At 66.4% G+C, this 26,103-nt stretch carries 31 protein-coding genes and 1 pseudogene; 16 read left to right on the top strand and 16 right to left on the bottom strand.

From position 1 onward, the window contains the following. Positions 1–161: 161 nt before the first annotated feature. Positions 162–767, bottom strand: coding sequence for a DUF305 domain-containing protein (locus E3O48_RS12310; RefSeq protein ID WP_198413067.1), 606 nt, complete (start codon positions 765–767; stop codon positions 162–164). A gap of 93 nt (positions 768–860) precedes the next feature. Further along, positions 861–1,343, bottom strand: coding sequence for a hypothetical protein (locus E3O48_RS12305; protein WP_134539177.1), 483 nt, complete (start codon positions 1,341–1,343; stop codon positions 861–863). 423 nt (positions 1,344–1,766) lie between these two features. On the opposite strand from E3O48_RS12305, the gene E3O48_RS12300 reads away from it, so the two are divergent. The 5 genes from E3O48_RS12300 (at position 1,767) to E3O48_RS12280 (ending at position 5,035) form a co-directional block, all read left to right on the top strand. After that, entirely contained in the window at positions 1,767–2,174 is a 408-nt protein-coding gene (locus tag E3O48_RS12300; protein WP_134539176.1) for a hypothetical protein, read from the top strand. 11 nt (positions 2,175–2,185) lie between these two features. Beyond that, positions 2,186–2,782 (top strand): sulfocyanin-like copper-binding protein, encoded by a 597-nt coding sequence (locus E3O48_RS12295; protein ID WP_241982517.1) that lies wholly within the window; start codon positions 2,186–2,188, stop codon positions 2,780–2,782. A gap of 65 nt (positions 2,783–2,847) precedes the next feature. Then, positions 2,848–3,117: an SHOCT domain-containing protein gene (locus E3O48_RS12290; RefSeq protein WP_134539174.1), complete on the top strand. Its 270-nt coding sequence runs from the start codon at positions 2,848–2,850 to the stop codon at positions 3,115–3,117. A gap of 110 nt (positions 3,118–3,227) precedes the next feature. After that, positions 3,228–3,920, top strand: coding sequence for a response regulator transcription factor (locus E3O48_RS12285; RefSeq protein WP_134539172.1), 693 nt, complete (start codon positions 3,228–3,230; stop codon positions 3,918–3,920). Positions 3,921–3,922: 2 nt separating this feature from the next. Further along, on the top strand, positions 3,923–5,035 hold the full coding sequence (locus E3O48_RS12280; protein ID WP_198413066.1) for a cell wall metabolism sensor histidine kinase WalK: 1,113 nt from the start codon (positions 3,923–3,925) through the stop codon (positions 5,033–5,035). A gap of 147 nt (positions 5,036–5,182) precedes the next feature. Here E3O48_RS12280 and E3O48_RS12275 read toward each other — a convergent pair whose 3' ends face one another. Both E3O48_RS12275 and lnt read right to left on the bottom strand, forming a co-directional pair. After that, a complete protein-coding gene (locus E3O48_RS12275) occupies positions 5,183–7,294 on the bottom strand; it encodes a cation-translocating P-type ATPase (RefSeq protein ID WP_241982516.1) in 2,112 nt (703 codons plus the stop codon). 211 nt (positions 7,295–7,505) lie between these two features. Continuing rightward, a complete protein-coding gene (gene lnt / locus E3O48_RS12270; RefSeq protein WP_134539167.1) occupies positions 7,506–9,098 on the bottom strand; it encodes an apolipoprotein N-acyltransferase in 1,593 nt (530 codons plus the stop codon). A 243-nt stretch (positions 9,099–9,341) separates the two neighbouring features. Between lnt and E3O48_RS12265 the strand changes: the two genes are divergently transcribed. From E3O48_RS12265 to E3O48_RS12255, 3 genes are read left to right on the top strand one after another with little or no spacing between them, the layout of a single operon-like run. Continuing rightward, entirely contained in the window at positions 9,342–9,701 is a 360-nt protein-coding gene (locus E3O48_RS12265; RefSeq protein WP_134539166.1) for a hypothetical protein, read from the top strand. After that, positions 9,698–9,928, top strand: a complete 231-nt coding sequence (locus tag E3O48_RS12260) for a hypothetical protein (protein WP_134507141.1) — start codon at positions 9,698–9,700, stop codon at positions 9,926–9,928. The genes E3O48_RS12265 and E3O48_RS12260 overlap by 4 nt, the downstream gene beginning before the upstream one ends. Further along, complete coding sequence (locus E3O48_RS12255) at positions 9,925–10,161, top strand: hypothetical protein (protein ID WP_134507143.1); 237 nt, start codon at positions 9,925–9,927, stop codon at positions 10,159–10,161. Before E3O48_RS12260 ends, E3O48_RS12255 begins: the two co-directional genes overlap by 4 nt. A gap of 199 nt (positions 10,162–10,360) precedes the next feature. Here E3O48_RS12255 and E3O48_RS12250 read toward each other — a convergent pair whose 3' ends face one another. The 8 genes from E3O48_RS12250 to E3O48_RS18355 form a co-directional block, all read right to left on the bottom strand. Beyond that, entirely contained in the window at positions 10,361–11,329 is a 969-nt protein-coding gene (locus tag E3O48_RS12250; RefSeq protein WP_134539164.1) for a M56 family metallopeptidase, read from the bottom strand. Further along, positions 11,326–11,706, bottom strand: a complete 381-nt coding sequence (locus E3O48_RS12245) for a BlaI/MecI/CopY family transcriptional regulator (RefSeq protein ID WP_134539162.1) — start codon at positions 11,704–11,706, stop codon at positions 11,326–11,328. Before E3O48_RS12245 ends, E3O48_RS12250 begins: the two co-directional genes overlap by 4 nt. A 93-nt stretch (positions 11,707–11,799) precedes the next feature. After that, the gene (locus E3O48_RS12240; RefSeq protein WP_198413065.1) at positions 11,800–12,435 is read right to left on the bottom strand and encodes a DUF3105 domain-containing protein; all 636 of its coding nucleotides are present in this window, start codon (positions 12,433–12,435) and stop codon (positions 11,800–11,802) included. Beyond that, complete coding sequence (locus E3O48_RS12235; protein WP_134539160.1) at positions 12,432–12,719, bottom strand: thioredoxin family protein; 288 nt, start codon at positions 12,717–12,719, stop codon at positions 12,432–12,434. The genes E3O48_RS12240 and E3O48_RS12235 overlap by 4 nt, the downstream gene beginning before the upstream one ends. Further along, positions 12,716–13,309 (bottom strand): redoxin domain-containing protein, encoded by a 594-nt coding sequence (locus E3O48_RS12230; RefSeq protein ID WP_166788698.1) that lies wholly within the window; start codon positions 13,307–13,309, stop codon positions 12,716–12,718. Before E3O48_RS12230 ends, E3O48_RS12235 begins: the two co-directional genes overlap by 4 nt. 140 nt (positions 13,310–13,449) lie before the next feature. After that, a complete protein-coding gene (locus tag E3O48_RS12225) occupies positions 13,450–14,331 on the bottom strand; it encodes a cytochrome c biogenesis CcdA family protein (RefSeq protein ID WP_134539156.1) in 882 nt (293 codons plus the stop codon). 146 nt (positions 14,332–14,477) lie between these two features. Then, complete coding sequence (locus tag E3O48_RS12220) at positions 14,478–16,769, bottom strand: cation-translocating P-type ATPase (protein WP_134539154.1); 2,292 nt, start codon at positions 16,767–16,769, stop codon at positions 14,478–14,480. Next, the gene (locus E3O48_RS18355) at positions 16,766–17,092 is read right to left on the bottom strand and encodes a heavy-metal-associated domain-containing protein (protein WP_134539152.1); all 327 of its coding nucleotides are present in this window, start codon (positions 17,090–17,092) and stop codon (positions 16,766–16,768) included. Before E3O48_RS18355 ends, E3O48_RS12220 begins: the two co-directional genes overlap by 4 nt. A 169-nt stretch (positions 17,093–17,261) precedes the next feature. Here E3O48_RS18355 and E3O48_RS12210 point away from each other — a divergent pair, with 169 nt between their 5' ends. The 3 genes from E3O48_RS12210 (at position 17,262) to nadE (ending at position 20,212) form a co-directional block, all read left to right on the top strand. Then, positions 17,262–17,585, top strand: coding sequence for a metal-sensitive transcriptional regulator (locus E3O48_RS12210; protein ID WP_134507161.1), 324 nt, complete (start codon positions 17,262–17,264; stop codon positions 17,583–17,585). Between the two features lie 785 nt (positions 17,586–18,370). After that, entirely contained in the window at positions 18,371–19,069 is a 699-nt protein-coding gene (locus E3O48_RS12205; protein WP_134539150.1) for a CHRD domain-containing protein, read from the top strand. 321 nt (positions 19,070–19,390) lie between these two features. Next, positions 19,391–20,212 carry an ammonia-dependent NAD(+) synthetase gene (gene nadE / locus E3O48_RS12200; protein ID WP_134539148.1) on the top strand — a complete coding sequence of 274 codons (822 nt, stop codon included), beginning with the start codon at positions 19,391–19,393 and terminating at the stop codon, positions 20,210–20,212. A gap of 24 nt (positions 20,213–20,236) precedes the next feature. Here the strand turns inward: nadE and E3O48_RS12195 are convergent, their stop codons facing one another. The 4 genes from E3O48_RS12195 to mgrA form a co-directional block, all read right to left on the bottom strand. Then, entirely contained in the window at positions 20,237–20,938 is a 702-nt protein-coding gene (locus tag E3O48_RS12195; protein WP_134539146.1) for a hypothetical protein, read from the bottom strand. An 87-nt stretch (positions 20,939–21,025) separates the two neighbouring features. Continuing rightward, positions 21,026–21,208 (bottom strand): hypothetical protein, encoded by a 183-nt coding sequence (locus E3O48_RS12190; protein ID WP_134539145.1) that lies wholly within the window; start codon positions 21,206–21,208, stop codon positions 21,026–21,028. A gap of 191 nt (positions 21,209–21,399) precedes the next feature. Beyond that, the gene (locus tag E3O48_RS18185; protein ID WP_255453758.1) at positions 21,400–21,534 is read right to left on the bottom strand and encodes a hypothetical protein; all 135 of its coding nucleotides are present in this window, start codon (positions 21,532–21,534) and stop codon (positions 21,400–21,402) included. 38 nt (positions 21,535–21,572) lie between these two features. After that, complete coding sequence (gene mgrA, locus E3O48_RS12185; protein ID WP_134539143.1) at positions 21,573–22,580, bottom strand: L-glyceraldehyde 3-phosphate reductase; 1,008 nt, start codon at positions 22,578–22,580, stop codon at positions 21,573–21,575. A 17-nt stretch (positions 22,581–22,597) separates the two neighbouring features. Here mgrA and msrA point away from each other — a divergent pair, with 17 nt between their 5' ends. The 5 genes and pseudogenes from msrA to ettA all read left to right on the top strand — a co-directional run bounded on the left by msrA (position 22,598) and on the right by ettA (position 26,098). Next, complete coding sequence (gene msrA, locus E3O48_RS12180; RefSeq protein WP_134507169.1) at positions 22,598–23,122, top strand: peptide-methionine (S)-S-oxide reductase MsrA; 525 nt, start codon at positions 22,598–22,600, stop codon at positions 23,120–23,122. 39 nt (positions 23,123–23,161) lie between these two features. Further along, a pseudogene (locus E3O48_RS18350) lies at positions 23,162–23,500 on the top strand (single-stranded DNA-binding protein); the annotation flags it as partial. 22 nt (positions 23,501–23,522) lie between these two features. After that, a complete protein-coding gene (locus E3O48_RS18050; protein WP_241982515.1) occupies positions 23,523–23,825 on the top strand; it encodes a hypothetical protein in 303 nt (100 codons plus the stop codon). A 36-nt stretch (positions 23,826–23,861) separates the two neighbouring features. After that, positions 23,862–24,410, top strand: coding sequence for a hypothetical protein (locus E3O48_RS12170; protein WP_241982514.1), 549 nt, complete (start codon positions 23,862–23,864; stop codon positions 24,408–24,410). 5 nt (positions 24,411–24,415) lie between these two features. Beyond that, positions 24,416–26,098 (top strand): energy-dependent translational throttle protein EttA, encoded by a 1,683-nt coding sequence (gene ettA / locus E3O48_RS12165; protein ID WP_134539141.1) that lies wholly within the window; start codon positions 24,416–24,418, stop codon positions 26,096–26,098. Positions 26,099–26,103 lie beyond the last annotated feature (5 nt).

Here is a 26,103-nt window from a genome sequence, read left to right as displayed (position 1 = left end):
CCTTGGGGAAGCCCGAGCAGCCGTAGCAGGGCGGCACTCGCGGCCCAAAGTCCGTCGAGATCGGCGCCCCGACCGTGAACGGCCCCTGGATTGGAGGATTCACGTTGTTGTTCGAAGCATGAGCGGGCCCGCCAGCGCGGTGCCCCGGGTGTCGAAGGGCCCTACAGGGTCGCGAGGATGTCTTTCATGATGCCGATCTCATCGGTCTGGCTTTTCACGATGTTCGACGCCATGGCCTTCGCGTCCACGTTCTGACCCTCATCCAGTTCCAACTGCGCCATTCTCACGGCGCCGTCGTGGTGGACGATCATCTGCTTCAGGTAGAGCTTGCCGGCATCCGCGCCGGTCGCATCGGTGAGAGCCGTCATGTCGCCATCGGACATCATTCCGTCCGATCCGTCGCCCATCCCCGACATTCCGTCCATGCCCTGGGTGCTGGCCTCATCGGTGCCCCAGTCACGGAGCCACGCCTTGAGCTGGGTGATCTCGGGCTGTTGGGCCGCCTTGATATGGGTGGCGAGGTCGAGAATGCGCTTATCGATTCCGTCCTTGGCCACGATGCTGTCGCTCATCTCGACGGCCTGTTCGTGGTGGGGGATCATCATCTGCGCAAAAGTCACATCAGCCGGCGCGAAGGCGGCGGAGGCGGAGGGGACGCTGGAGGAGTCGGATGAGGCGTTGGGGGCTGTCCCGTTGGTGCAGGCACTGAGCGTGAGCGCCGCGGCGACGGCTAATCCCGTGAGGAGATAGGTACGTGATTTGAGCATTTTTCTTCCATTCATAGTCAGACTCAAGAAACCGGAGCGCCGAGTGGCGCATGATTCCGCGCGTCCTGGTGACGGCGCGCGCAGGGTTTCGGTCTAAATGCGACTAATGGAAAGTATGGTCAGCCTCGGGCAGTAGATGTCGAGTGTCGGCCCGCCCAGTCGGCGAACGACGGGGCCGCCGGCGTCGAGCAGCCGACGATACACGGACGGTGACCGAGCAAGAATGATCAGCGAAGTGAGCGCGATCACAATGGTGCAGGTGATCGCGAGGAGTGCACAGTCCAGCACGCAGTCGAGGCAGCCGAGCATCCCGAAGCCGGAGTGTGCGGCAACGGACAGCGCAGCGGCAGCGCTACCCGCGGCGGCGATACCCGTTACGGCGAAACCGACATCCGCACGGTGGCTCTGGTCCGATGCGGATTTGGGTGCGGTCCCGCCGGTCTCATGCGCTGCATGGGTCGAACTGATGGCGAGGAGACCGACCAGCATTGCGGCCATGGCGAGCAAGGCAACCAGGGAGGACCGGAGCGGAGGCCGCCTGAGGTGTGTCGAGCGTGCACTGCGATCGAGCTTCATCTCACCTCCGAGTCCATGGCTGTCGCTGACTTCGCGTATACCCTCCCACAGTATCGACTTTCGGGTGCGGGTACCTGTGAAACGGATAGCAACGGCCGGGGCGCGGGAAGTGACTGGACTTTGCGGCCAGGACGAATGCGCAGACGGTGGGTTTCATCGAATCTTCACACACCCGGAGGTCGAAGCTTCATGCCGCGTCCGCATGCTGGTGTGAAGGCGCCAATCGGTGCCTGAATGCGAAAGGGGCTGGGAAAGATGAAAACGAACCGAAGGAGCATTACCGGAGGACTGGTTGGGCTCGGGTTGGTCGGAGCGCTCCTCACCGGCGGCGTTGTCGCCGCTCAGGCGGATGCGGGCGATGGCACGACTCCACAGCCGGTGTCGACGTCCTCGCCAGCCGTCGGAATCCGACAGTTCGGCCACATGTCCGGAACAATGCTCGGCCAGAATTCCCCGATGACCGCGGTGGCCAGGTACCTCGGCCTGAACCAGACTGAGCTGCAGGACCGGCTGATGTCGGGCGAGTCGCTCGCGGCGGTCGCCAAGTCCCAGGGCAAATCTGTTTCGGGGCTCACAGACGCGATGTTCGCGGCGCTCAAGACCAATCTCGGCACCAACACCAGCCTGACATCAGATCAGAAGACCGCAGTAGTGGCGCAGCTGAAGATTCGCATGGACACGATGGTGAACGCGACACACACCCCGGGTGAGGGAATGGGAGTGGGAATGGGAATGGGGATGGGCGTGGAACCTGGTGCCGGAATGGGCATGCACGCGGACCCGGGAATGGGCTCAGGAATGGGTTCGGGAATGACGCCGACCACGCGCTGAAGGAGTGCATCATGCGAAAGAAGACGATGATCGCCGCGGCGATTGCAAGCGGAACGCTGGCAATCGTGGGGCTCACGGGCCTGTCTGTTGGCGCGGGCAATGCCCTCAGCGGGGGGCAACCCCTGCCCTTGCTCGCTTCCCGATCCTCATGCCCTACCCCCCGGCTACCAGGGACGGTCGTGAACGTGGATCTGACGAATACGGGAGGCCCCATGATGGGCAACAGCCCCGGCATGATGTCTGGTGGCGGCAACCGGGAAATGTTCGGTGGAACGATGCGCCTGAGCATTGATCAAGCGCTCGTTGGTCGCGGGACGGTGTCCTTTCTCGCGACCAATGGCGGCAGCATCAGCCACGAATTGGTCATCTTCCCCCTGGCTGATTCGCAGGTCGTCGGCACCCGGCCCATGTCACGTGAAGGCCAGGTTGATGAGGAAAGGAATCTCGGCGAGGCATCCTCCAACTGCGGCGCCGGCGCCGGCGAGGGAATCGCTCCCGGAGCGTCAAGCTGGGTCACGCTGAAGCTTTCGCCCGGACGCTACGAAGTCGTCTGCAACCTGCCCGGACACTATTCGGCCGGAATGTACAGCGAGCTGACCGTCACCTGAATTTCCAGCCCGGTCCTCGGGCACATTCACAATCACCAACGAACAAAACCGAAGGAGCAGAAGAAATGATGTGGGGAACCGGATACAACATGGCGTGGGGATGGCCGGTCGGGCTACTCATGCTCGCCGCAATCGTCTTGCTGGTCATCTGGGCCGTGCGAGCGTTTGCCGGCGGAACGGATGGTGGAGGTCAACGCGGAGATTCTCCGCTCACCCCGGGACGAGGGGAACGGAGCCAAGCACGTCAGATCCTTGATGACCGCTTCGCGAAGGGCGAATTGGACACCACGGAATATCGGGAACGGTTAAAGCTCCTCGAAGACAAGGTCCGATGAAAGTTCTCTCTCAACGAGTCCCGTGAGCACGGCTCAGCGTCGGCGCCGCTCGGCGGTTCCGGCGCTGCCGGCCTGTCGTTGCGGCCATAATCAGAGGAAAGGGGTGAGACATGCACAAGGTCCTGGTCGTTGACGATGAGCCGCAGATCCGGACAGTCCTGTGCGGCTACCTGGAGGCAGAAGGTTATGAGGTGGCGGAGGCTGCGGACGGCGCTGAGGCGCTTGCCGCACTCCGCAACGATCCTCCGGCCCTCGTGCTCCTGGACGTGATGCTTCCGGGAATGGACGGACTCGAAGTCCTCCGGCAGTTGCGCAGCTTCAGCGACGCGTACGTGATCCTCCTCACAGCGCGGGCTGAGGAGGTCGACAAGCTTGTCGGACTCGGTGTGGGTGCGGACGACTATGTGACCAAGCCGTTCAGCCCGCGCGAGGTCACGGCCCGCGTGAAGGCCATGCTGCGTCGTGACAATCGGGGCGACCGGACCGATGCAGACCCCCTGCTTCACTTCGACGGCTTGTCCGTCAACCCGGCCCACCGGGAAGTCGAGGCGAACGGAACACCAGTGGTGCTGTCGAGCCTGGAATTTGACCTTCTCGCCGCACTCGCCGCCGAGCCCGGGCGAGTGTTTTCACGGGCGCAACTGCTGGAGAAAGTCTGGGGCTACGACTTCTACGGCGACGAGCGGGTCGTCGATGTCCACATCCGCAGTGTGCGCGCGCGACTCGGAGACGACGCCGGCGACCCGCACCTGATTGCCACCGTGCGCGGAGTGGGCTACAAATTCGTGGGCCGGCCCCGATGAGAATGCGCCTGTCGCTGCGGCTGTTCATCTCCTATGCTGCGGTTGCCGTGGTCGGCGGCATCGTCGCCTACCTGACAATCTCGCTGCTCGCCCCACGCCTGTTCGAGGATCGGCTGGGGATGATGATGAACAGTGACGGAACGGGCATGTCCATGGGGAGCATGGACGCGGCGAGCGTGCGCTCCGCCTTCCTCTCCGCCCTGACGACCTCGCTCATCATCGGCGTGCTGGCCAGTGTCGTCGCCGCCGGATTCGTGGCGGCGGCAGTGACCGGTCGTCTTCTCCGACCCCTCAACGCGGTGCGGGCCGCAACGAAGCTGATTGCCGCGGGAAAGTACGGAGGCACGGTTCCCGTGCCCTCCGAGCCGGAACTGGCCGCGCTGGCCACTGACGTCAACACCCTCGCCCGGGCCTTGGCTGACACGGAGTCCCGGCGCACACGGCTGCTCGGGGAAGTTGCGCATGAGATGCGAACCCCGCTGACCGTGCTGGACGGCTACGTCGAGGGCCTGATCGACGGTGTGTTCACCGCCGGCCCCGACACGTTCGGCTCCCTCAGCGAGGAACTGCGCCGCCTGCACCGGCTCTCCGACGACCTCTCCAGCCTCTCGCGCGCTCAAGAGCAGCGACTCGACCTGAACCCAGTCACTGCAGACCTGGCCGTCCTTGCTCGCCGCGCCGCTGCGCGCCTCTCACCTCAATTCGAAGATGCGGCGGTCACGCTGAAACTTGACGCCGACACAGCACTCCCCGTGCATGTGGATCCCGACCGAATGACCCAAGTTCTGACCAACCTTCTCGGTAACGCTCTGCATGCCACTCCCGCCGGTGGAACCGTCACGATCACTGCGCGTGGTGCCGGTGGCCGCGGCGAAGTCGTCGTGAGCGATACGGGAGTGGGCCTGGACGAGGAGGATAGAGAGCGGGTATTCGAGCGGTTCTACCGTGTGCCAAGCCAGGCCCGTCGGTCAGCAGGATCGGGGATCGGCCTGACGATCGCCCGCGAGATTGCACGCGCGCACGGTGGGGACGTCACCGCATCGTCGGCCGGCCCTGAACGCGGGGCGAGCTTCACGGTAGTCCTGCCTTTGCGCATAGGCGGCCGTGAAAGCTGACACGTCGGGCGTCAACACGAGGGCGGGTTGCCTCGGGTGCCGCGCCGACGGCAGCCTGCCCCGTCCCTAGCCAGTGCGGCCAGGAACGCCGGGTTCTTTCTGGAGGCCAGGCCGTGGACCGTCCACGCGGCCGCTGTCGTTCACCTTCTACGGGGCTTCGATCGGCACCGGAGTGGATGCCGCGTCCGAGCTGAGGCCGGCGGCCGTTGGAAGGTGAAGCCGCTTCAGGAGGAGGGCGTTGACTGCGACGATGACGCTGGAGCCGGACATGGAGAGGGCCGCGATTTCCGGGCTCAACCGGATGCCGAGGCTGGGGAAGAAGACACCGGCGGCGATGGGGAGGGCGAGGGCGTTATAGCCGATGGCCCAGCCGAGGTTCTGGCGCATCTTGCGCAGGGTGCCCTTGCCGATCCTCAGGGCAATCGGCACATCGAGTGGGTCGGACCGCATCAGGACCACGCCGGCGGTGTCGATGGCGACATCCGTGCCGGCGCCGATGGCGATGCCGAGGTCGGCCTGCGCCAGGGCGGGAGCGTCGTTGACTCCGTCGCCGACCATGGCGACCCGTTTGCCGGTGGCCTGGAGTTCTTTGATCTTCGCGGACTTGTCTTCGGGGAGGACCTCGGCGATGACGGTGTCGATCCCCAGTAGGGACGCGATGCGGGCGGCGGTTGCCTCGTTGTCGCCGGTAAGCATGACGACTTGGATGCCGGCGTCGTGCAGGGCGGCGACGGCGGCGGCGGCGGTTTCGCGAACGGCATCGGCGAGGGCGATCACGCCGTTGGCTTTCCCGTCGACAGCGACGAGGACGGCGGTGCGTCCGGTCGAGGCGAGTCTCTCGCGGGTTTCGGCGACCGGGTCGATGTCGATGCCCTGGGCGAGCATCAGTTTGCGGTTGCCGACGAAGACCTCGTGGCCGTTGACGGTGGCGCCGGCACCGTGGCCGGGAACGTTGCGGAACTCGGAGGCGGTCATCACGGCTGCGCCCTGGGCGGTGGCGTAAGTGACGACGGCGCCGGCGAGGGGGTGCTCTGATTCTCGTTCGACGGCGGCGACGAGGGCGAGGAGTTCACTCTCGTCCATCCCGATTGCGACGAAGTCGGTGACTTCCGGTTTGCCCTGGGTGAGGGTGCCGGTCTTGTCCATCACGACGGCATCGATGCGGGCCGAGGTCTCCAGGGCGGTGGCAGTCTTGAAGAGGATGCCCCGTTTGGCGCCGAGTCCGGTGCCGACCATGATCGCGGTCGGGGTGGCGAGTCCGAGGGCGTCGGGGCAGGTGATCACGACGACCGTGATGGCGAAGAGGATGGCGGTGGGCAGAGTGGACCCGAGGAGGAGCCAGGTGACGAGGGTCGCGGTGCCGCCGATCAGGGCGACCAGGACGAGCCAGAACGCGGCCCGGTCGGCGAGGCGCTGGCCGGGGGCTTTGGAGTTCTGCGCTTCCTGAACGAGGGCGACGATTCGGGCCAGGGCGGTATCGGCGCCGACCGCGGTTGCGCGGACCCGGAGGGTTCCGGTGGTGTTCACGGTTGCGCCGATCACGGGTGATCCGATGCTTTTGGCGACCGGGAGGCTTTCTCCGGTGACCATGGACTCGTCGATGTCGGATTCGCCGTCTTCGACGACACCATCGGTGGGGATCTTCGAACCGGGGCGCACCATGAGCAGGTCGCCGGGGATCACTTCGGCGGTGGGGACCTCGACCGGTTCGCCGTCGCGGATCACGAGCGCCATCGACGGGGCGAGTTCGAGCAGTGTGCGGACAGCGTCGTTCGCGCCGCCTCTGGCGCGCATCTCGAACCAGTGGCCGAGCAGGACGAAGCTGGTCAGCACGGTCGCGGCCTCGTAGAAGACGTCGCCGCCGCCGGTGAGGGTGACGATCAGGCTGTAGACCCAGCCGGCTCCGACGCCGACGGCCACGAGGACCATCATGTCGAGGGTGCGAGCCCGCAGCGCCCGGACGGCGCCATCGAAGAAGATCCAGGCGGAGTAGAAGATGACCGGCAAGGACAGGATCAACGCGAAGATATCGTCGCGGAGACCGAATGGGGTTGGCGCGGTGAAGCCGAACACGTCGCGTCCGATCGGCGACCAGAGGGTGATCGGGATCGACAGGACGGCCGCGAGGATGAACCGGTTCCGCATGTCCTTGATCATGCCGTCCATGGACATGCCGCCGTGGCCGCCGTGTCCCATCGTGTCCTGCATGCTGCGTTCAGGTGGCGCCCCCTTGACGGCGCCCATTGTGGAGTGGTCCATTTTCGAATGACCCATTTTCGAGTGGTCCATCGGTCCCATCTTTTCCGTCTTGCCTGTCTGTTCCGACGCGTCGTGACCGCCGGACTTGCCGGTGCCGGACGACCTGGATGTGGATTTTTCGCTCATGCGAAACTCTTCCCTTCAAAATCGGACGCTGCCGTGAGGCCGCGGCGTTATGCGACAACATCAACTATATACCCCAAGGGGGTATCTATTGAAACCGCAGAGGGCGGTGGATTGTTCCCGACCGGCGCCGGAGCGCGCCGAGAAGGCACAGCGCCAGGCCGGCGAGACCGAGCCCGGAGACGAGCCATTCGATGCCGCTGCCGACGCGCATAGCGGGGGTGACGGTGTCGCTGAGCGGCACGGTCTGCACCATGGCGCCCGGTTCCCAGGTGGGGAGGCTGTCGAGGGTTTTGCCGTCGGGCGTGATGATCGCACTCGAGCCGACGGTGGAGATGTTGACGACGGTACGACCGGCCTCGATGGCGCGGAGTCGGGCGATGGCGAGCTGCTGCACGCTTTCGTCGGTGCGTCCGAAATCGGCGTTGTTCGTCTGGGCGAGAATGATCTGTGCCTTCGCGTCGATCATTTCCCGGACCAGTCGGTCGTCCGCGATGTCGAAGCAGATCGCGATCCCGGCCAGGATACCGTTGAGGTCGAACACGTTGCCGCGCGTGCCGATCTCGTAGTCACGCCAAACGAGGTCGACCAGTTCCGGCGCGAAGGGGCGCCAGAATGTTCGGTCCGGCAGGTACTCGGCGAAGGGGACCGGGTGCGCCTTGTCGTAGACACCCACGGCGCCCTGGCCCGCCTTCCACAGGAGGGAAGAGTTGTAGAACTTGCCGTCGCGTTCCGTGATCGTGCCGGTGACCAGAGGCGCGTTCATCGCTCGGCTGATGTCGTCGCTGACCCTGGCGGCATCCGCGGACCGGGTCGGGTCGATGTCGCTGCTGTTTTCGGGCCAGACCACGAAATCGACCTCTTCGCCGCCGAGCGGCACGGTCGCGGAGGCGTGGTCGGCCAGGATCTGGCCGGGCGCGTACCGCGCGAAGAGGCCGGCATCGGAGGCGCCCTGAACCGCCGCGAGCCGTGTGCTGCCCGTCTGGATGGTTGGCAAGGCCGGCACCGCCAGCAGAATGGCAATGGCAGCGACGGCGATTCCCAACCGCAGGGCGCATTCAAGCCGGTACTCCCGGAGCAACTGCAGTATGAGGGCGCTCAACCACACGACGATGAAGCTCAGACCGGACATGCCGACCCAGGCGACGAGGGAGCCGAAGGGGCTCTCCGACTGGGAGAGGGCCACCCGCCCCCAGGCGAATCCGCCGTAGGGCCAGACCGCAGTCAGGGCTTCTCGCGCCGTCCAGATCCCGGCCACGATGACCGGAACGACTCCGAGACGCCCCGGTGCGCCTGACCAGACTCGGGGCCCGACCCGCAGCACGACGCCGATCAGAGCAAGGCTGGCTCCGAAGAAGATGGCTTGCAGGGTGGCCAGGGCCAGCCAGGGGACCGGTCCGAGGTAAAGGGTGAGCCAGCTGATGTGTACCAGCCAGAAGGACAGGCCGGCAACCATTCCGACCAGCAATCCGGCCCCCGGTCCGCGACCTAAAAGCGCCAGGAGCATGAGGACCACCCCGACCGGAGCGAGAACCCACCAGCCGCGATCCGGGAAGGCGCCGTCGAGAATCGCTCCGGCACCGGCCGCGAGCAGGATTGCGGCCCACAGCGGTAGTCCGGTCGCGCTCGCCGGGGTGAGGGACCGGTGATCTGCTCGCCGCTGGAAGTCGCGGTCGAGCATGGGACCGGCCTTCCGAAGCGTTGGCTCCGCTGCCCGGGCGATTAGGGATGCTTCGATGTTCTCAATCCTCCCGGGACGCGCTGCGCCCGTTCCATCCTGTAAACGGCCACAGTCGCGATATCGCGGAACCTGCCGCCCGACACCGAGTGCGCTGACGCTTTCCTGTGTGTTGTCCTGAGCAGGAGGTCCTGACGAGGCCCACCTACTACTATGAATGATAGTAGAACCGAAAGGGAGGCGCTCATGCGCACACAAATCTGGATATCTTCGCTGGCGGCCGCTGGATTGATCGTGGCCGGCTCAGTCGCCCCTGCATACGCGGCCCAAAGCGCGCTCACGACCGATGGCATGGCGGGGACCACGGAATCTCAGGAAGTGAGGGGGCACGCAGGGACCGCCGCCATGGCGAAGATGCACAGGCAGATGAAGAAGGACATGACCGACATGACCGACATGGACATGACTGACATGACCGACACGGACATGACCGACATGAAGGGTGAATCCGGCGGAGCGAGGATGGACGCGAAGATGAAGGCTCATCATGCGGCCGCATCGTCCACGTCCGCTCACACGCATTCCACCGAGCAGGGGGAATCATGAGCCAGGTCCTCTACACCCTCGCTCTGCTTGCCTGCCCCGTCGGTATGGGATTGATGATGTGGTTCATGATGCGCGGCAAGAAGCACGACGGCGCGGCGACTTCCCTGTCGCCCGGCGACGCGGCTGAATTGGCTACGCTTCGTGCCGAGGCCGACCTTCTGCGTGCGAACCAGCATGACCTCCGATCGACGGCGACCCCGCCGACTGCGGCTGACGGTTCCCGATGACCGAGCTCATCCTGCCTGCAGCGATTCTGTTGGCGTCGGTGACCCTGACCTACCTCTTCTGCGTGCGCCCGATGCTCAAGGGCCACTGTGCCCACGGCCATCCGGCCGAATCGATGGACCGCCTGGCCTCATCGACGACCGAGGCAACGGAGCTGACCCGCTTGCGCGCGGAGCTGGCGACGCTGCGAGTGACTCCACTCAACCGCACAGACGGTACGTCGACTCGCGCCTAGCGTCCTTTCATCCGCCGCAACTCATCATGAAAGGGAAGGAGGCCACATTGTCCGGCTGCTGCAAACCCACCACCGACGCTCCGCACGAATGCGGGGAAAGCTGCACCTGCTCCCCGCGATGACACACCCGTAGTGACACGGGAATCCCCGGCCGGCGACCGCCCGGCCGGGGATTCCCGCGTCGGGGCGGGCTTCTGAGCTACATGGTGAGGGATGTATCGCCCGGAGGGCAGGGCGGCATGGTGCCCGCGGCGGTGGCGGGAGCGAGAGCGAAGAACAGTGGCAGCGCCAGCAGCACGCCCGCGCCCGCGGCCGCGATCACGGTTCTCGCCGCACCGAGCGGTCGGTGCGGGGCGACAAGTCGCCGCACACGGATGACGGCCGACTCGCCACCGGCGCCAAGCGCCGGGGCAGGGGCCAGGCCGTGTTCGGCCAGTCGCACGAGCGCCGTGGCCACAGTAGTCCGGCCGCTGCGCCGTGCGGCATCGTCGTCTGCCAGCATCTCGACGAGACGGCCGAGCGTGCCGCGGGCCTCGCGGAAGACCGCGATCCGGGGGAAGGCGCAGTGCAGCGTCTCGGCCGCGGCCAGGATCAGGTGGTGCCGACCGCGCAGGTGCGCCTGCTCGTGCGCGAGCACGGCGATGAGCTGATTGTGATCGAGCGCCGTCAACGCCGCACTTGTCAGAACGACCCGATGCTGGCGACCAGGCAGGCAGTAGGCGGCGGCCGACGCATGCTCGATCACGAACGCGTCGTAGTCACGGTGTCGCTCGCCGAGAACTGCAAGGGCATCCAGCTGGGTTTGCCGATCGCGGGACAAGCGGACCCGGACGGCGATGAGAGAGTAGCAGACCCTGCCGAGCACGGCGAGGGCCGCGACGGCCCCCGTCGCGCTGACGGCGGCACCGCCGGGGGTGGAGTATTGCGCCAGCAGAGTCATCGCGCAGGCGCTGATGAACTCCGCCAGGTTCGTCGTCCAGGGGATCGCCGGAATCGCGAGGCTCAGTCCGGCGAACACGACGGCGGACACCAGCGACAGACTGAGGGCTTGCCAGACCGCGATTCCGAGCCGAGGTGACCTTTCGAGCCAGGGGATTCGGCGCAGGATCATGGGTCCGAGGCCGGCCACGAGCGCGGCGTAGAGGATCAGGGCGGCCGGCGCGGTCATGGGGTGGCGGCGCTCGGGCCGTGCTCCGTGCTCTGATTCAGGGCCTCACGGAGTCGAGCGACCTCGGCGGGCGGGATCTGTTCAAGAAAATGCAGCAGCGTCGCGGTAGTGTCGGCACTCCCGGCCAGCACCGTCCCCATGAAGGCCGCCGTGTACTGTTCGCGCGTCATCACCGGGCGATAGCGGTAGGCCCGACCATCCTTCTCCCGGGTCAGGATGCCCTTGCGACGCAGGTTGTCCATCACGGTCATCACCGTGGTGTACGCGAGGACACGGTCCTTTTGGAGGTCCTCGAGAACCTCACGCACGGCAACCGGGTGATTCCAGGACCACAGTCGATCCATGATGAGCTTCTCGAGTGTGCCCAACTGACGCATGCGCACACTCCCTTCCGGCGGGGCTGCCACCGGCATCCGTCTTCAACTACTCAGCATAGTACCGGATGGGACTGGCCGCGCGGATCGGGTGCGTCAGCCGTCGATCCCGCCGGAACAGGGAGCACCGGGTTCGGGAGTTTGGGGGCCCTGCAAGTAGGTGGCCAGGAATTGTGCCAGCCTGGGGTCGTCGGCGCTCTGCAGGCTGAGCTGCTTGCCCCACGCGCTGACGACCACGGGTGCCGGCAGATCCGGATATGGGCTGAGCAGTTCATAGTCGTTGTCGGCAGCCTGCGCGGCGAGCATGTCGCGTTCGTCGGCTGGGAGGTCGGGGTGGTAGGTGACCCAGACGGCCCCATGCTCGAGGGAGTGCACCGCTCTCCAGGTGTCGACCGGGTCCGGGTAGATTCCGCAGTTGGTGAGTTGCTCGGAATGGTCGCCTCCCACGGGAGGCACGGCAGGAAACGCCACCTTGTTGACGACGTGGTCTCGACCCAGGCCCTCCGAGCTCACGACCCCTCGTATCGGCCCAGTGGCGATCGGGGTCGATCCCGTTTGGCCGGACACGATCACCAGGGTGACGGTCAGGGCGGCTGCGAGGATGATCACGGCCCCAGAACCGTAGAACCAGAGTTTGCGGCGCCGCTCGGCGCGTTTGAGATCTGCCTTCACGGATGCGACGACAGCCTGCCGATGCGGGGTCGCTCCCATCCCGAGGTTCTTGGGCTTCATTCGGAGGCTCCTGTCCGGGCTGCGCCCGTCATCTTCACGAGTTGGCTGAGTTGGTGGCGCAATTTCTTTTCCGGGAGGCGTCCGTAGCTGAAGAGCGCACCGTCGACGAGGACTCCGGGAGCGAAGGCGACAGCGTGTCGAAGTGCCAGCGCCCGACCGGTTTCGCTGCCGAGAGGGATCTCTTCGACTTCGAGGGGGAACTCCAAGGCTAGCCGAGCAAGTGCGATCTTTGCCTGCTCGCAGGAGACGCAGGAAGCCTGGGTCAAAAGGATGATCCGGGTCACGAGGCCAACCGGCCGTCCTGCATATCGGAGAGGATCTGCTCCAACGGCACATACATCGTGAAATCGGGCGCGCCGCCGTAGTCCGCGCGCCACTCGATGTCACCGGTCGGGCCCACCAGGACAAAGCTGTGACCGTTCCGGGAATCGCCCATCATGCCGTATTTGTTCGCGTCGTACTCAATGGAGACGTCAAGCCTGGTATCCGCCAGGGCCAATGCCGTGAGCTTGTCATCGGACATCTTCTGAGCAATCAAGTCGACAGGTCCGCTGGTGATCGTGACGAGTTCGTCGATCCCGGCCGACGTCAACTGTTCGTCAGCGGCGGTCAGGTCTCGGATCTGATCCCAGCAAGGCTGGCAACCGATTCCCTCATGGAAGAACAAGAGAACCGATTTGCCCCGATAGTCGCTGAGGTTGACGATCCCGCCCGCAGTGGAGGGCAAGGAAAATGGGGGAGCCTTCTCGCCCGGACCGGGACTGCCGACCGCGTAACTGGCGGCTACTGCTGCGCCCGTGGGCGCCGACGGAGTGGGCTGCGCGTTCAGGGTGACGAAGAAGATGGCTGGGAGCACGGAGAGGACGCCGATCACGATCAGGGTTCTCCACAGTCGCGGGTGAGTCGTCCGCTTCATCGGGCCGGACGGCGGGAGGGTCGTGCTGGGTGAAGCCATTACTCGGATTCCTTCGTTTTCGTGTTCGTGTCCGTGGGGGTGTGCGCGTGCTCGGGCTGCTAGGCGGCCGGGGCCGATTCCGTCGCGGGTCGGCTGGCCCGGGATCGGCTGGCCAACGCCAGCCAAATGAGCAGGACCAACGCCGCGAATACGGCGACTGAGGTGATCCAGCCGGGAACGAACGACAGGAACTGCAGTATGAGCGCGGCGCTGTGCCCGAGCGCGGCGGCGACCTCGACCTGCCACCCGTCGGGTGCCATTCCGGGACCCTGCACTGCCAGCGCGATGGTGATGGCTCCCATCGCAACCATCAACCCGCCCGATACCAGCGTCACGAGCGGCATCCGCTTGCCCGAGCCGGGCCAGAGCGGCACGGATGCCGACATCACGCGACTGCTGCCCCAGTCTTTCTTGTCCCAGACCAGGGCCAACACGGTCAATGGTGCGACCATGCCGAAGACATAGGCCACACCCACCACAGCTGCGGCAGGGATCGACGACGCCGCCCCGGATAGTGCTGCCACGCCGGCCAGCACCGGGGCACAACAGGCGCTAGCCGCACCGGAGAAGACCCCGAGGCTGTAGACGGATCCGATGCCGGTTCCACCACCGCGCCCGGATGGCATCGGAAGCATCAACTTCCAGCCGAGCAGGGTGGCGACGCCGACCCCCACCATGAGCAGGCCGACGACGCTGAAGATGCCGAAGTGGTATTGGAACAGGATTCGGCTCACGAGCGCGGCACCGAGGGCGATCGGCAGGATGATCGTGGCGATCCCGGCGGAGAACACGAGCGTCATTCCCAGAATTTGGGTGCGACTTCGAAAGCTCGAGGCGAAAAACGCCGGCAGCATCACGGACACACAGCACGGCGCCATCAGGGCGACGACACCGCCGAGAAATGCCGCGAGAATCGTTGTCGAGAACAGAATTTGTTCCATGGGCCAGCTCCGATCAGGAATGCTGGGACGACAACCCAACTACTAACTAATCTAGTAGATGGAAGCTGACCCGAAGCTGAGAGTGCGCGACCTGCCCAAGTCGTCGAGACCGACGCGCGCCCTGTGAGGCGGAAGCCAGCCGCAGGTCAGGTCACGGTGGCCGGTTCGGTGTGCAGCGCGCCAGTGTGCGTCGGCGCGACGGTCAGGGTGAGTCCGCGGAATCGGCGGAGGCGGAGGCTGTTGCTGACGACGAAGACCGAGGACAGTGCCATCGCGGCGCCGGCGATCAGCGGGTTGAGCAGGCCGAGCATCGCGAGGGGAATCGCGGCCACGTTGTAGGCGAAGGCCCAGAACAGGTTTGCCTTGATGGTGGCGAGGGTGCGTCGGGAGAGTCGGATCGCGTCCGCGGCCGCGACCAGGTCGCTGCGTACCAGGGTCAGGTCGCTGGCCTCGATGGCGACGTCCGTTCCGGTTCCCATCGCGATGCCGAGGTCGGCGGTGGCCAGCGCGACGGCGTCGTTCACGCCGTCGCCGACCATGGCGACGACGCGCCCTTCGCTCTGAAGTTGCCGGATGGCCTCGGCCTTCTCGGCGGGCAGGACGCCGGCCCGCACCTCGGTGATGCCGACTTCCGCGGCGACGGCTGCGGCGACGATCTCGTTGTCGCCGGTGAGCAGCACCGGGCGCAGGCCGAGGCGACGGAACTCGGCGATCGCGGCCGCGCTGGTGGGCTTGACCGTGTCGGACACGGCGATCAGGCCTTTCGCCTGACCGTCCCAGGCCACGGCGACCACGGTGCGACCCTGGCCCTCGAAGGAGGAGAGCGCCGCCTGGAGGTCGGAGGGGAGCGGGATGGCCCACTGGTCGGCCAGCCAGTGGGGGCGGCCGACGAGCACGACCCGCCCGTCGATGAGGGCTTGCACGCCGAGCCCGTCGGTCGAGGCGAACGATTCCGGCGTCGGCAGGTCACCGGTCCGGTCCCGGGCGCCGGTCACGATCGCCTTCGCGATCGGATGTTCGGAACCGGTCTCCGCCGCGCCGGCGAGGCCGAGGAGCTCGGCCTCGGTGGTGCCGGCGGTGGGGGCGGTCGCGACGAGGGTCATCCGGCCGGTGGTGACGGTGCCGGTCTTATCGAGCACGATGGTGTCGACCCGGCGGGTGGATTCGAGTACCTGCGGGCCCTTGATCAGGATGCCCAGCTGGGCGCCGCGGCCGGTGCCGACCAGCAGCGCGGTGGGTGTTGCCAGGCCGAGCGCGCACGGGCAGGCGATGATCAGGGTGGCCACGGCCGCGGTGAACGCCACGACGGGCCCGGCGCCGAGGAGGAGCCAGACGACCAGGGTGGCCAGTGCCAGCCCGATCACGATGGGCACGAACACGGCGGACACCCGGTCGGCGAGGCGCTGCACCTCCGCCTTGCCGGTCTGCGCCTGTTCGACCAGGCGGCCGAGTTGGGCGAGCTGGGTGTCTGCGCCGATCCGGGTGGCCCGGATCACCAGACGCCCACCCGAGTTGAAGGTGGCGCCGACGACGGCGGCGCCGGGGCCGACCTCGACGGGGACGGACTCGCCGGTGAGCATGCTGGCGTCGATCGCCGAGTTGCCCTCGGTGACCGTGCCGTCCGTGGCGATCTTCTCGCCCGGACGCACCACGAACAGGTCGCCGACGACGAGGGACGCGGTCGGCACGGTGGTCTCGATGCCGTTCCGGAGGAGGGTCGTCTCCTTCGCTCCGAGTTCGAGCAACGCTTTCAGGGCGGCGCCGGAGCGCTTCTTGGCGCGGGCCTCGAAGTAACGCCCGGCCAGGATGAACACGGTGACGGCGGAGGCGACCTCGAGGTAGATCTCGTGCGCGCCGCCTTCCGGGTTGGCGGTGAGGCTGAAGTTCATGGTCATGCCCGGCATCCCGGCGGTGCCGAAGAACAGGGCGAACAGCGACCAGCCGAGGGCGGCGAGCACGCCGATGCTGATCAGGGTGTCCATGGTCGCCGCGCCGTGGCGCAGGTTGGCCCAGGCGGCACGGTGGAAGGGCCAGGCACCCCAGACGGCGACGGGCGCGGCCAGGGTCAGGGCCAGCCACTGCCAGTTGCTGAATTGCAGCGGCGGGATCATCGAGAGCAGCAGCACGGGCGCGGCGAGCACGGCGGAGAGGATCAGCCGCTGGCGCAGGCTCGCGACCTCACGGTCCTGCTCGGTGGGCGCGTCGGGTGCCGTGGCTTTGGGCGGCCGGGGTCGTTCGGCGGTGTAGCCGGTCTCTTCGATCACGGCGATGGCCTGCTCGAGGGTTGTGCCGTCGGGGAGGAAGACGCTGGCCTTCTCGGTGGCGTAGTTCACCGAGGCCTCGACCCCGGGCATCCGGTTGAGCTTCTTCTCGATCCGGGCCGCGCAGGAGGCGCAGGTCATTCCGCCGACGAGAAGGTCGACCTGCTCCCCGCTCATGAGCTCGCCGGGACCAGTTCGTAGCCTGCTTCATCGATGGCGGCAGCCACGGCGGCCGCGTCGAGCGGGGCGGCACTGGAGACGGTGACCACCGAGACACCACCCGGGACGAGTGCGACCGTGACATTCTCGGGGCCGGCCAATTTACCGACTTCCGCCGTGACGCTGGCGACACAGTGCGAACAGGTCATCCCGGTCACCCGGTAAGTTGCGGTGGACGTGTTGCGGGGGAGTGCCGTTGTGCTTTCGCCGTGATCTGAGTGCGAATCGCAGGTGCAGGATGCATCAGTCAGGCCGAGGTCGTTCACATTCGTGGTGTGCATAAGATTCAGTGTTCCTTTCGATCCGCGACGTTTTCGCGAACTCTCGCCGTCTACCCCTGTGGGGTATCGAAACAATTATACCCCTGTGGGGTATGATTATGTGACGATGAGATTCCGGACCGCGGACGGCGTGGTTTTGGTCCGGTGTGGAGATGAGAATGGAACGACAATGAGTGAGTCAATCGAAGCCTCGACCGGGGAGCATTCCGCTCATCACGGCTATATCTCCGGCAAGGATGCCTACCTCAAGCGGCTGCGTCGGATCGAAGGGCAGGCCAGGGGTATCCAGGGGATGGTCTCCGACGAGAAGTACTGTATCGATATCCTCACCCAGATTTCGGCGATGACGAGCGCCTTGCAGTCCGTTGCGCTCGGCCTGCTCGACGACCACCTGAACCATTGCGTCGTGTCCGCCGTCGCCGCCGGAGGCGAAGAGGGGGTCCTCAAGATCAAAGAGGCCTCGGAGGCGATCGCCCGGCTGGTTCGTTCCTGACCCGAGGCGGACGCCGTCGAGGACGGCGCTCACGGACGTCGATACCGACGCTGTCGGACTTCTCATTGCGCATCAGCGGCAGGGTGCGGGAGAACCAGACGGTGACCAGGATCCTGGCGCCGATCGTCCCGGGCGGAACCGGCAGGCCAGCCTGGTGCACGGGTTCCACGAGAACCAGATCCTCAAGGAAGTGGCTCGTGTCAAACACACATGGCGAGGCTGAGCCCACTGTCCCGGTGGCGGCATAGACGTCAAGGGGGTTGACTCGTTTGCCGCCCTGATCTCGGCCAAGGTCGTGCCTGCCGTTGCCGCTGCCCACCAGCTACCCGGCCAGGGACGCCCGGGGTCCGCGCCGTTCGCCACCAAGTTCCGCACATACTCCTTCACGATTGCTAGCCGCAGCCCGGGATCGGTAACAGTCTCGTCGAAGCGGCTCATCAGGTCAGCCGTCGGCACCGAAGGCAGTTGGGACTTCACGCTGCGGGATCGTTGAGTGGGCTCGTCAAGGTGCTCGAGAGCCTGGCACCCCGATTATTTCCAGCGAATATCCCGGCTCATTCTCATGAACGGGTCGGCATTGATTGCTGGACTCCGGTACCGCCACTTCTTTAGCGCTCGGGTGAGGAGTTCGGCCGTCATGTTCGTCTGCCCGACGCAATGGTGTAAAACGCGTGGGTAAAAAATGGCACCCATGCCCCTTAAAGTGACTAAACCTCATTAGTGTTTACCGTGAACAACCTAGTCCAACGGGACCTCCCCGTTGGCCGCTTACCAAGGAGACCATCGTGAAACGATATTCCATGGGGATACTCGGAGTTTCGACCGTTGCGTTACTCGCTGTGGCCGCACTCGGATCCGGCGCTGCGCAAGCGCACACTCCGCAACCGGCAGGCCCAGGCAAAACTGTAACGCTGACCGCCGATCTCACGGAACTCAACGGCTCTGGGGCATCCGGCATCGCTACCGCGACAATTCGCAACCAGAGGATCAAGCACATAGACGTGCACGCCTCCGGGCTGACACCCGACGCTCCGCACGCGCAACACATCCACTTCGGCGACCAGGCGCTCCACGAGTGCCCCACCCCGGCGCTGGACAGCAACGGTGATGGCCGCGTGAACACGGCGGAAGGTATTCCGGCGTACGGACCGGTCGTCGTTTCGCTGAACACAACGGGCGACACAACTCCGGCCAGCTTCCTGGATGTGACGCGTTTCCCGGTGTCCGAGGACGGCAGCTACGACTACAGCCGCGATAACATCCGCATCACCGCGGTCGCGGGGACGGGCTTCACCGGGCCCGACGGAGCCGGAACAGCCAGACAGATTGCCGAGGCCATCCGCAAGGGCGAAGGCGTTGTTGTGATCCACGGCATCGATTACAACGGCAACGGCGAGTATGACTTCAGCTCAGGTGCAAGCGAACTCGACCCGAACCTGCCTGCAGAAGCGACGGACCCGGCCGCCTGCGGAGTGCTGCACTGAGTCACCAGCCCAGGAACCTGCCGTGGGCAACAATCGCCGGTGGTCCGCCTTCACAGGCGGGCCACCGCTCGCTACCGGTCCGTTGCGCGCAACTCCGGTCTCGACGTGTTGCTTCCGCCGGTTGAATCCGCCTTGTCTCCGTCGGTCTCCGGTGGATCCGGCGATCCTGTCAGCCTGGTGGGCGCACTGCTGCCGGTGTCACTGCGAGTGACCAGCCGACGAGGCGCCGGGGCCGTCGCGGGGCGGGGGGATCTGCTGTGGGGACGCTGGCAATCGATGTACGGAATGACCGAGGCTCCGCGTGCTTGGTAGGTTCGTCGTATGCAAGAAGTGCAGGCGCGAATCATCGCGGAACTGAACGTGTCCCCGACCATTGAGCCGGCGCTCGAGTTGCGCCGCAGAGCCCAGTTCCTCGTGGACTACCTCCGGCGCACCGGGGCGAAGGGCCTCGTGCTCGGGATCAGCGGCGGCCAGGATTCGAGCCTGGCCGGACGGCTCTGCCAGCTTGCCGTCGAGCAGCTGGCCGCCGAGGGGCACCCGGCGACCTTCCTCGCCGTGCGCCTGCCCTACGCGGTGCAACGCGACGAGGACGACGCCCAGCTCGCCCTGGAATTCATCCGGCCCCAGTCGAGCGCAGCCTTCAACATCCAGCGCGCCGTCGACGGGATCGACGCCGAATACCTCGTCAGCATGGGCCGGGAGCTCCCCGACTTCGACAAGGGCAACGTCAAGGCCCGCGCCCGGATGGTCGCCCAATACGCCCTCGCGGGCGCACAGGGGCTCCTCGTCGTGGGCACCGATCACGCGGCCGAGGCGGTCACCGGGTTCTTCACCAAGTACGGAGACGGCGGAACGGACATCCTGCCGCTCACGGGGCTGACCAAACGGCAGGGGCGCGCGCTCCTGGTCGAACTCGGCGCCCCCGAGCGGCTCTACCAGAAACAGCCGACCGCAGACCTGCTCGACGACACCCCCGGCCAGACCGACGAGGACAACCTGGGCCTGCGGTACGAGCAGATCGACGACTACCTCGAGGGGCGCCAGGTCGACGATGCCGTGGCCGACGCCATCGAGAAGCGCTACCTGGCCACCGAGCACAAGCGCCGCGTGCCGGCGTCGATGTTCGATGAGTGGTGGCGTTAGGGCGGATCGTCAGGGCGGATGGATCTAGGACGCGGCGTACGGCGCGGGCCGCACTTCGAGCGCCTGCACGTCGTCGAGGAGGCGCTGGGTCTCCGTCGACGGTGAGGCCGGGGTGGTGGCGTAGTTCAACGGTGCCGGCACCGGCGCAGCCTGCGGGGTCGAGTACTGGTCGTGGTGTTGTTGCGCGGCCCACGCATCCTGCTCGGCGAGCAGGCTCTTCTCGGAGGTGGTGTTCGCCACCTTCCACCGGTCCAGGTCGCTGAGGAAGACCTTGCGCGCCCGAGCAGGCTTGTGCTGCCATTCGATCAGACGGTCACGGAACTCGAGCAGAGCCGGTTCAAGCTGGTAGCCGAAGGTGGCGGAGGTGCGCTTGAGCTCGGCCAGCTGGTGCGCGGCCCAATTCGCGGCCACGGCCGACCCCTTGATCGGCAGGAGGCGCAGCTGGATGTCGGCCTGGCCGACGGCGCGGTCCGCCATGACCTGTTCCTGCGGGCTCAGCGAGTTCCAGACGGATGCCTCGGTCGCCGCGTCCACCAGGGCGCCGATGACGGCCGCCTTCAGCTCTCGATCATGCTGGGCGAGCAGGTGGCGGATTGCTCCTCGGGAGATCCACGCGGCCAGCAGGCTGGCCACGATGATCGCGACGACGAGCACCACGGCGCTGAACACCATGGTCTGATTGCTGGCTGCCGTGAGCCAGGACACGAAACTATTCCACCACTGCATGAGCGGCACTTTACCGGGACCGATCCCGGTTCGCGGGGAACACGCCCGGCGTGCCTGAAAGGTCGTGTCGGCGAAGATGCAGAAGACTCACCGGAAGCAATCCGCGGCGTCGTCGATGTTCCAGAAGGTGCCGAGGGCCGTCGTCCGGGTGGACGCCAGGAGACGCCGCGCGGCGAAGCGCTCGTCGAGGCCGTCGGTGCTTCGTTCGATGTGGCCGAGCACCGCCCCGCTACGGGTGACCACGCGCCAGAGGCCGTCGGCGACGGGCAACAGGGAGAGGCCGCGGACGGTTCCGGTCGCCGGCCCGGGAGGACGGCCGGGCTGAAGAGGAAGGCGGGACTGAAGAGGATGGCCGGACTGAAGAGAACGGTTCGGCAGGGCAGCAGCTGTGGACAAGGAATCCTCCGATATCGGCCGGCCGCGGTTGATGGTGTCTCCACGCTACGGCCGGCCACCGACATTCAATCCGGGGCTGCGGCGACCGGCTCGCTCCCGAGGGCGAGGGCGAGGTCCGGGCTGGCGAGGTCCAGATCGACCGCCTTGTTCACCCGGGCCGTCTGCGCGACCACGATGCCGGCGACACCGAGCAGCGCCATCGCCGCGACGCGAGGAGAGCGTAGAGGTATCCCACCGACTAACGCAGTCCGGTGCCGTGCACGGCGAACGGTTCGATCGCCGCGATCTCGTCCGGGGTCAACGTCGGGGCGTCCAGGGCCGCCACGGTCTGCTCCAGCTGGCCGACGCTGCTCGCCCCGACCAGCACACTGGTCACCGACCGCTGGCGGAGGATCCAGGTCACGGCAAGCTGGGCCAGGGTCTGGCCGCGCTCGGCCGCGATGGCGTTCAGGCCGCGGACCCGCTCGAGATAGGTATCGGTGAGGACATCCGAGGACAGGAACCGGCTTGTCGCCGCCCGGGAATCCGCCGGGACGTTCCCCGACAGGTACCGGTCGGTCAGGAGACCCTGGGCCAGCGGTGAGAAGCAGATGCTGCCCACGCCGAGCTCATCGAGCACCGGGAAGAGGCCGTCTTCGACATGGCGGTCGAACATCGAGTAGCGCGGCTGGTGAATCAGGAGCGGCACGTTGTACTCGGCCAGAGCGGCGGCGGCGGCCCTGGTCTGTTCCGGCGTGTAGCTGGAGATGCCCACGTAGAGGGCCTTGCCCTGCTGCACGGCGGAGGCCAGGGCTCCCATCGTCTCCTCGATCGGGGTCTCCGGGTCGGGGCGGTGGGAGTAGAAGATGTCGACGTAGTCCAGTCCGAGGCGGCCGAGGCTCGCGTCGAGGGAGGACAAGAGGTACTTGCGCGATCCGAAGTCACCGTACGGTCCGGGCCACATGTCGTAGCCGGCCTTGGTTGAGATGACCAGTTCGTCGCGGTAGGGAAGGAAGTCTTCGGCGAAGATCCGGCCGAAGTTCGTCTCGGCCGAGCCATAGGGAGGGCCGTAGTTGTTGGCCAGGTCGAAATGGGTCACTCCGAGGTCGAAGGCCCGGCGCAGGATGGCCCGTTGGGTGTCTGTCGGCCGGTCGTGCCCGAAATTGTGCCAGAGACCGAGTGAGAGTGCCGGAAGCTTGAGGCCGCTCCGTCCGGTGCGGCGATAGGTCATCTCGGAATAGCGGTTCTCAGCAGCAACGAAGGTCATGCAGTTACTCTAGGACCGTGCAAACTTTTGTGGTCGCAGGTGGATGTTTCTGGTGTCTCGACGCCGTGTATCGGGTGCTTCGCGGGGTGACCGACGTCGTGTCGGGCTACACCGGGGGAGACACGCCCGATCCCAGCTATGAGTCGGTCTGCACCGGCCGTACCGGGCACGCGGAGGCGATCGCGGTCACCTTCGATCCGGAGGTCATCCCGGCCGGCGTGATCCTTGACGTCTTCTTCACCCTGCACGACCCGACCCAGCTCAATCGTCAGGGCGCCGACGTGGGAACCCAATACCGCTCCGCGATGTTCTACGCCGACGACGAACAGAAGCAGCTCTTCGAAAAGGCGCGCACGCGTGCCGCCGAATGGTGGGGCGAGGGCATCGTCACGACGATCCAGCCGCTCGGCGAGTACTTCGTCGCGGAGGACTACCACCAGGACTTCTTCGCCAAGAACCCCGGCCAGGGCTACTGCATGGCCGTTGCCCTGCCCAAGGTGAACAAGATCCGCAAGTCCTACGCGCAGTACATTCTTCCCTAGCCCTCCACAGGCAGCGGCACGGTTCCCTCGTCCACGTGGATGGCGGACCGGGCACGCACCGGCACGGCCCTGTCGCAGACTCGGAGCACGCGACCCGGGGGTGACGGAGACAGGCACGAGCGTTCGCTCCCGGGTCGCGCGCGCCGAGCCGTAGCCCGGCGCCCGTCGAGGTGCAGGGAGCACGCAATGAGCGACATCATCACGGTGACCGGGATCGTGGCGACAACACCGCGCCACGTCGTCACGAGCACCGGGCTGGCCATCACCACGTTCCGGCTGGCTTCCGGTCAGCGCAGGTTCGACCGGGCGAAACAGTCCTGGGTGGACGCGGAGACGAACTGGTACACGGTCTCGACCTTCCGGCAGCTGGCCCACAACGTGGTGCGGTCGGTGCGCCGCGGTGAACACGTCGTCGTTGCCGGCCGGCTGGCTGCGCATCCGCGACTGGCACAACGCCGACAAGAACGGCACCGCGGTCGAGATCGAAGCGGACAGTGTGGGCCACGACCTGACCTGGTGCACCACGATCTCCCAGCGTGCGGCCGCGGCGCCCGGGCGGCTGTCCGGGGAGCCGTCCCAGCCTGCAGAGCCGGCAGAACCGTCGGAGCCGTCCTCGGCACAGGAACAAACGGCACAGGATCAGGCTGAGTCCCGCGGCTTCCTGCCGAGGGAGGACGCCGGCCTGGTCACCCTAGACTCTTAGGGTCGGCCGCATCCGTGGCCCCTGGAAGGACGCCCCGTGCAGGTTGGACCTGGGATGGACCCGCGGCGCAGGGCAGGGGCGGTGGTCCCTCGGATGCTCGGTACCGCGGCCGTGCTCGCCCTCGGGGCAGGGCTCGGCCTGGGCCTGTCCGGCTGCGCCGCTGCGCCGCCCGCGACATCTCCGGCACCGTCGCCGAGCGCCTCCGCGCCGGCCGCCTCAAGGCCGGCCGTGGCCCCGTCTCCGTTGCCCGCCCCGACCCTGCGGCCCGACCAGGACGCGCGCACCAATCTCGCCTATTTCGATTTCGTGGCGTCCGGCGTTGTGGCCGCCAACCCGGCGGCCGGCGGTCGCGACTTCATCGACGCGCTCGTCGCGGCCGGCTTCGACCGGGCCCGGATGGAGGTGACCTTCGACGAGACCAGTGCTGCGCTCGCCGCTGACTCGATCCAGTTCGCCGTGCGCTTCGACGCGGAATGCCTGATCGGGCAGAACGGGCCGGCCACCGGCGGCTATCACGGCGCCGTCATGCCGGTGCTGGCGAGCGGCACGTGTCTGGTCGGGGCCACGCGGCAAATAGACTGGTAAGCACTATGGCCGAATTTATTTACTCGATGGTCCGCGCACGCAAGGCGGTTGGCGACAAGCTCATCCTCGACGATGTGACGATGTCTTTTTTCCCCGGCGCCAAGATTGGCGTGGTCGGGCCGAACGGAGCCGGAAAATCCACGATCCTCAAGATCATGGCCGGCCTCGACACGCCGAGCAACGGTGAAGCGAAACTGTCACCCGGCTACAGCGTCGGCATCCTCATGCAGGAGCCCGAACTGGACGAGACGAAGACCGTGCTCGAGAACGTGCAGGAAGGCGTCGGCCCGATCAAGGCCAAGGTCGACCGGTTCAACGAGATCAGCCTCGCCCTCGCCGAGCCGGACGCCGACTTCGACGCCCTCCTGGCCGAGATGGGCACCCTGCAGGAGGCCATCGACGCCGCCGACGCCTGGGACCTCGATTCCCAGCTCGAACAGGCCATGGACGCCCTGCGCACCCCGCCGGGAGACTCGGCCGTTTCCGACCTGTCCGGTGGTGAGAAGCGCCGGGTGGCGCTGACCAAGCTGCTCCTGCAGAAGCCCGACCTGCTCCTCCTCGACGAGCCCACCAACCACCTCGACGCCGAAAGCGTGCTGTGGCTCGAGCAGCACCTCGCGCAGTACCCCGGCGCCGTGCTCGCCGTCACCCACGACCGGTACTTCCTCGACCACGTGGCCGAGTGGATCGCCGAGGTGGACCGCGGTCACCTCTACCCCTACGAGGGCAACTACTCCACCTACCTCGAGAAGAAGCAGGAACGACTGCTGATCGCGGGCAAGAAGGACGCGAAGATGGCCAAGCGCCTCGCGGACGAGCTCGAATGGGTGCGCTCGAACGCCAAGGGGCGCCAGGCCAAGTCCAAGGCCCGCCTCGCCCGGTACGAGGAAATGGCGGCGGCGGCGGAGAGCACCCGCAAGCTCGACTTCGAAGAGATCCAGATCCCGGTCGGCCCGCGCCTCGGCGCCCAGGTCATCGACGCGAAGAACCTCACGAAGGGCTTCGGCGACCGTGTCCTCATAGACGGGCTCAGCTTCACCCTCCCGCGAAACGGCATCGTCGGCATCATCGGCCCGAACGGTGTCGGTAAGACGACACTGTTCAAGTCGATCGTGGGCAAGGAGCCCCTAGACGGCGGCGAGCTCAAGATCGGTGAGACCGTCGCGATCTCCTACGTCGACCAGGACCGCACCGGAATCGACCCGAACAAGACCCTGTGGGAGGTCGTCTCGGACGGCCAGGACTACATCCAGGTCGGCAAGACCGAGATCCCGTCCCGTGCCTACGTGTCCACCTTCGGATTCAAGGGCCCCGACCAGCAGAAGAAGGCCGGCGTGCTCTCCGGTGGAGAGCGCAACCGTCTCAACCTGGCGCTCACCCTCAAACAGGGCGGCAATCTGCTCCTGCTTGACGAACCCACCAACGACCTGGACGTCGAAACGCTCGGCTCGCTCGAGAACGCGCTGCTCGAATTCCCCGGCTGCGCCGTGGTGATCACTCACGACCGGTGGTTCCTCGACCGGATCGCAACCCACATCCTCTCCTATGAGGGCACCGACGAGAACCCGGCGAACTGGTACTGGTTCGAGGGAAACTTCGAATCCTATGAGCAGAACAAGATCGAGCGCCTCGGCCCGGATGCCGCGAAGCCGCACCGTTCCGCCTACCGCAAGCTCACCCGCGACTAGGGCCA

The organism is Cryobacterium sp. HLT2-28 (genome assembly GCF_004402495.1).
Lineage (GTDB): Bacteria > Actinomycetota > Actinomycetes > Actinomycetales > Microbacteriaceae > Cryobacterium > Cryobacterium mannosilyticum.
Note: the sequence above shows the minus strand (reverse complement) of the source record. Positions and strands in the feature narration are given on the sequence as shown.

What these genes read in the sequence shown, in the direction of transcription:
- E3O48_RS18355 (WP_134539152.1), bottom strand. Translation starts at nt 17,092, where the DNA reads ATGCACACCACGAATGTGAACGACCTCGGCCTGACTGATGCATCCTGC.
- E3O48_RS12275 (WP_241982516.1), bottom strand. Translation starts at nt 7,294, where the DNA reads ATGGACCACTCCACAATGGGCGCCGTCAAGGGGGCGCCACCTGAACGC.
- E3O48_RS12285 (WP_134539172.1), top strand. Translation starts at nt 3,228, where the DNA reads ATGCACAAGGTCCTGGTCGTTGACGATGAGCCGCAGATCCGGACAGTC.
- E3O48_RS12295 (WP_241982517.1), top strand. Translation starts at nt 2,186, where the DNA reads ATGCGAAAGAAGACGATGATCGCCGCGGCGATTGCAAGCGGAACGCTG.
- E3O48_RS12280 (WP_198413066.1), top strand. Translation starts at nt 3,923, where the DNA reads ATGCGCCTGTCGCTGCGGCTGTTCATCTCCTATGCTGCGGTTGCCGTG.
- E3O48_RS12250 (WP_134539164.1), bottom strand. Translation starts at nt 11,329, where the DNA reads ATGACCGCGCCGGCCGCCCTGATCCTCTACGCCGCGCTCGTGGCCGGC.
- nadE (WP_134539148.1), top strand. Translation starts at nt 19,391, where the DNA reads ATGCAAGAAGTGCAGGCGCGAATCATCGCGGAACTGAACGTGTCCCCG.
- E3O48_RS12305 (WP_134539177.1), bottom strand. Translation starts at nt 1,343, where the DNA reads ATGAAGCTCGATCGCAGTGCACGCTCGACACACCTCAGGCGGCCTCCG.
- E3O48_RS12240 (WP_198413065.1), bottom strand. Translation starts at nt 12,435, where the DNA reads ATGAAGCCCAAGAACCTCGGGATGGGAGCGACCCCGCATCGGCAGGCT.
- E3O48_RS12220 (WP_134539154.1), bottom strand. Translation starts at nt 16,769, where the DNA reads ATGAGCGGGGAGCAGGTCGACCTTCTCGTCGGCGGAATGACCTGCGCC.
- E3O48_RS12255 (WP_134507143.1), top strand. Translation starts at nt 9,925, where the DNA reads ATGACCGAGCTCATCCTGCCTGCAGCGATTCTGTTGGCGTCGGTGACC.
- E3O48_RS12310 (WP_198413067.1), bottom strand. Translation starts at nt 767, where the DNA reads ATGCTCAAATCACGTACCTATCTCCTCACGGGATTAGCCGTCGCCGCG.
- mgrA (WP_134539143.1), bottom strand. Translation starts at nt 22,580, where the DNA reads ATGACCTTCGTTGCTGCTGAGAACCGCTATTCCGAGATGACCTATCGC.
- E3O48_RS12245 (WP_134539162.1), bottom strand. Translation starts at nt 11,706, where the DNA reads ATGCGTCAGTTGGGCACACTCGAGAAGCTCATCATGGATCGACTGTGG.
- E3O48_RS18185 (WP_255453758.1), bottom strand. Translation starts at nt 21,534, where the DNA reads ATGGCGCTGCTCGGTGTCGCCGGCATCGTGGTCGCGCAGACGGCCCGG.
- E3O48_RS12265 (WP_134539166.1), top strand. Translation starts at nt 9,342, where the DNA reads ATGCGCACACAAATCTGGATATCTTCGCTGGCGGCCGCTGGATTGATC.
- E3O48_RS12260 (WP_134507141.1), top strand. Translation starts at nt 9,698, where the DNA reads ATGAGCCAGGTCCTCTACACCCTCGCTCTGCTTGCCTGCCCCGTCGGT.
- E3O48_RS12300 (WP_134539176.1), top strand. Translation starts at nt 1,767, where the DNA reads ATGTCCGGAACAATGCTCGGCCAGAATTCCCCGATGACCGCGGTGGCC.
- E3O48_RS12290 (WP_134539174.1), top strand. Translation starts at nt 2,848, where the DNA reads ATGATGTGGGGAACCGGATACAACATGGCGTGGGGATGGCCGGTCGGG.
- ettA (WP_134539141.1), top strand. Translation starts at nt 24,416, where the DNA reads ATGGCCGAATTTATTTACTCGATGGTCCGCGCACGCAAGGCGGTTGGC.
- E3O48_RS12195 (WP_134539146.1), bottom strand. Translation starts at nt 20,938, where the DNA reads ATGCAGTGGTGGAATAGTTTCGTGTCCTGGCTCACGGCAGCCAGCAAT.
- E3O48_RS12210 (WP_134507161.1), top strand. Translation starts at nt 17,262, where the DNA reads ATGAGTGAGTCAATCGAAGCCTCGACCGGGGAGCATTCCGCTCATCAC.
- lnt (WP_134539167.1), bottom strand. Translation starts at nt 9,098, where the DNA reads ATGCTCGACCGCGACTTCCAGCGGCGAGCAGATCACCGGTCCCTCACC.
- E3O48_RS12225 (WP_134539156.1), bottom strand. Translation starts at nt 14,331, where the DNA reads ATGGAACAAATTCTGTTCTCGACAACGATTCTCGCGGCATTTCTCGGC.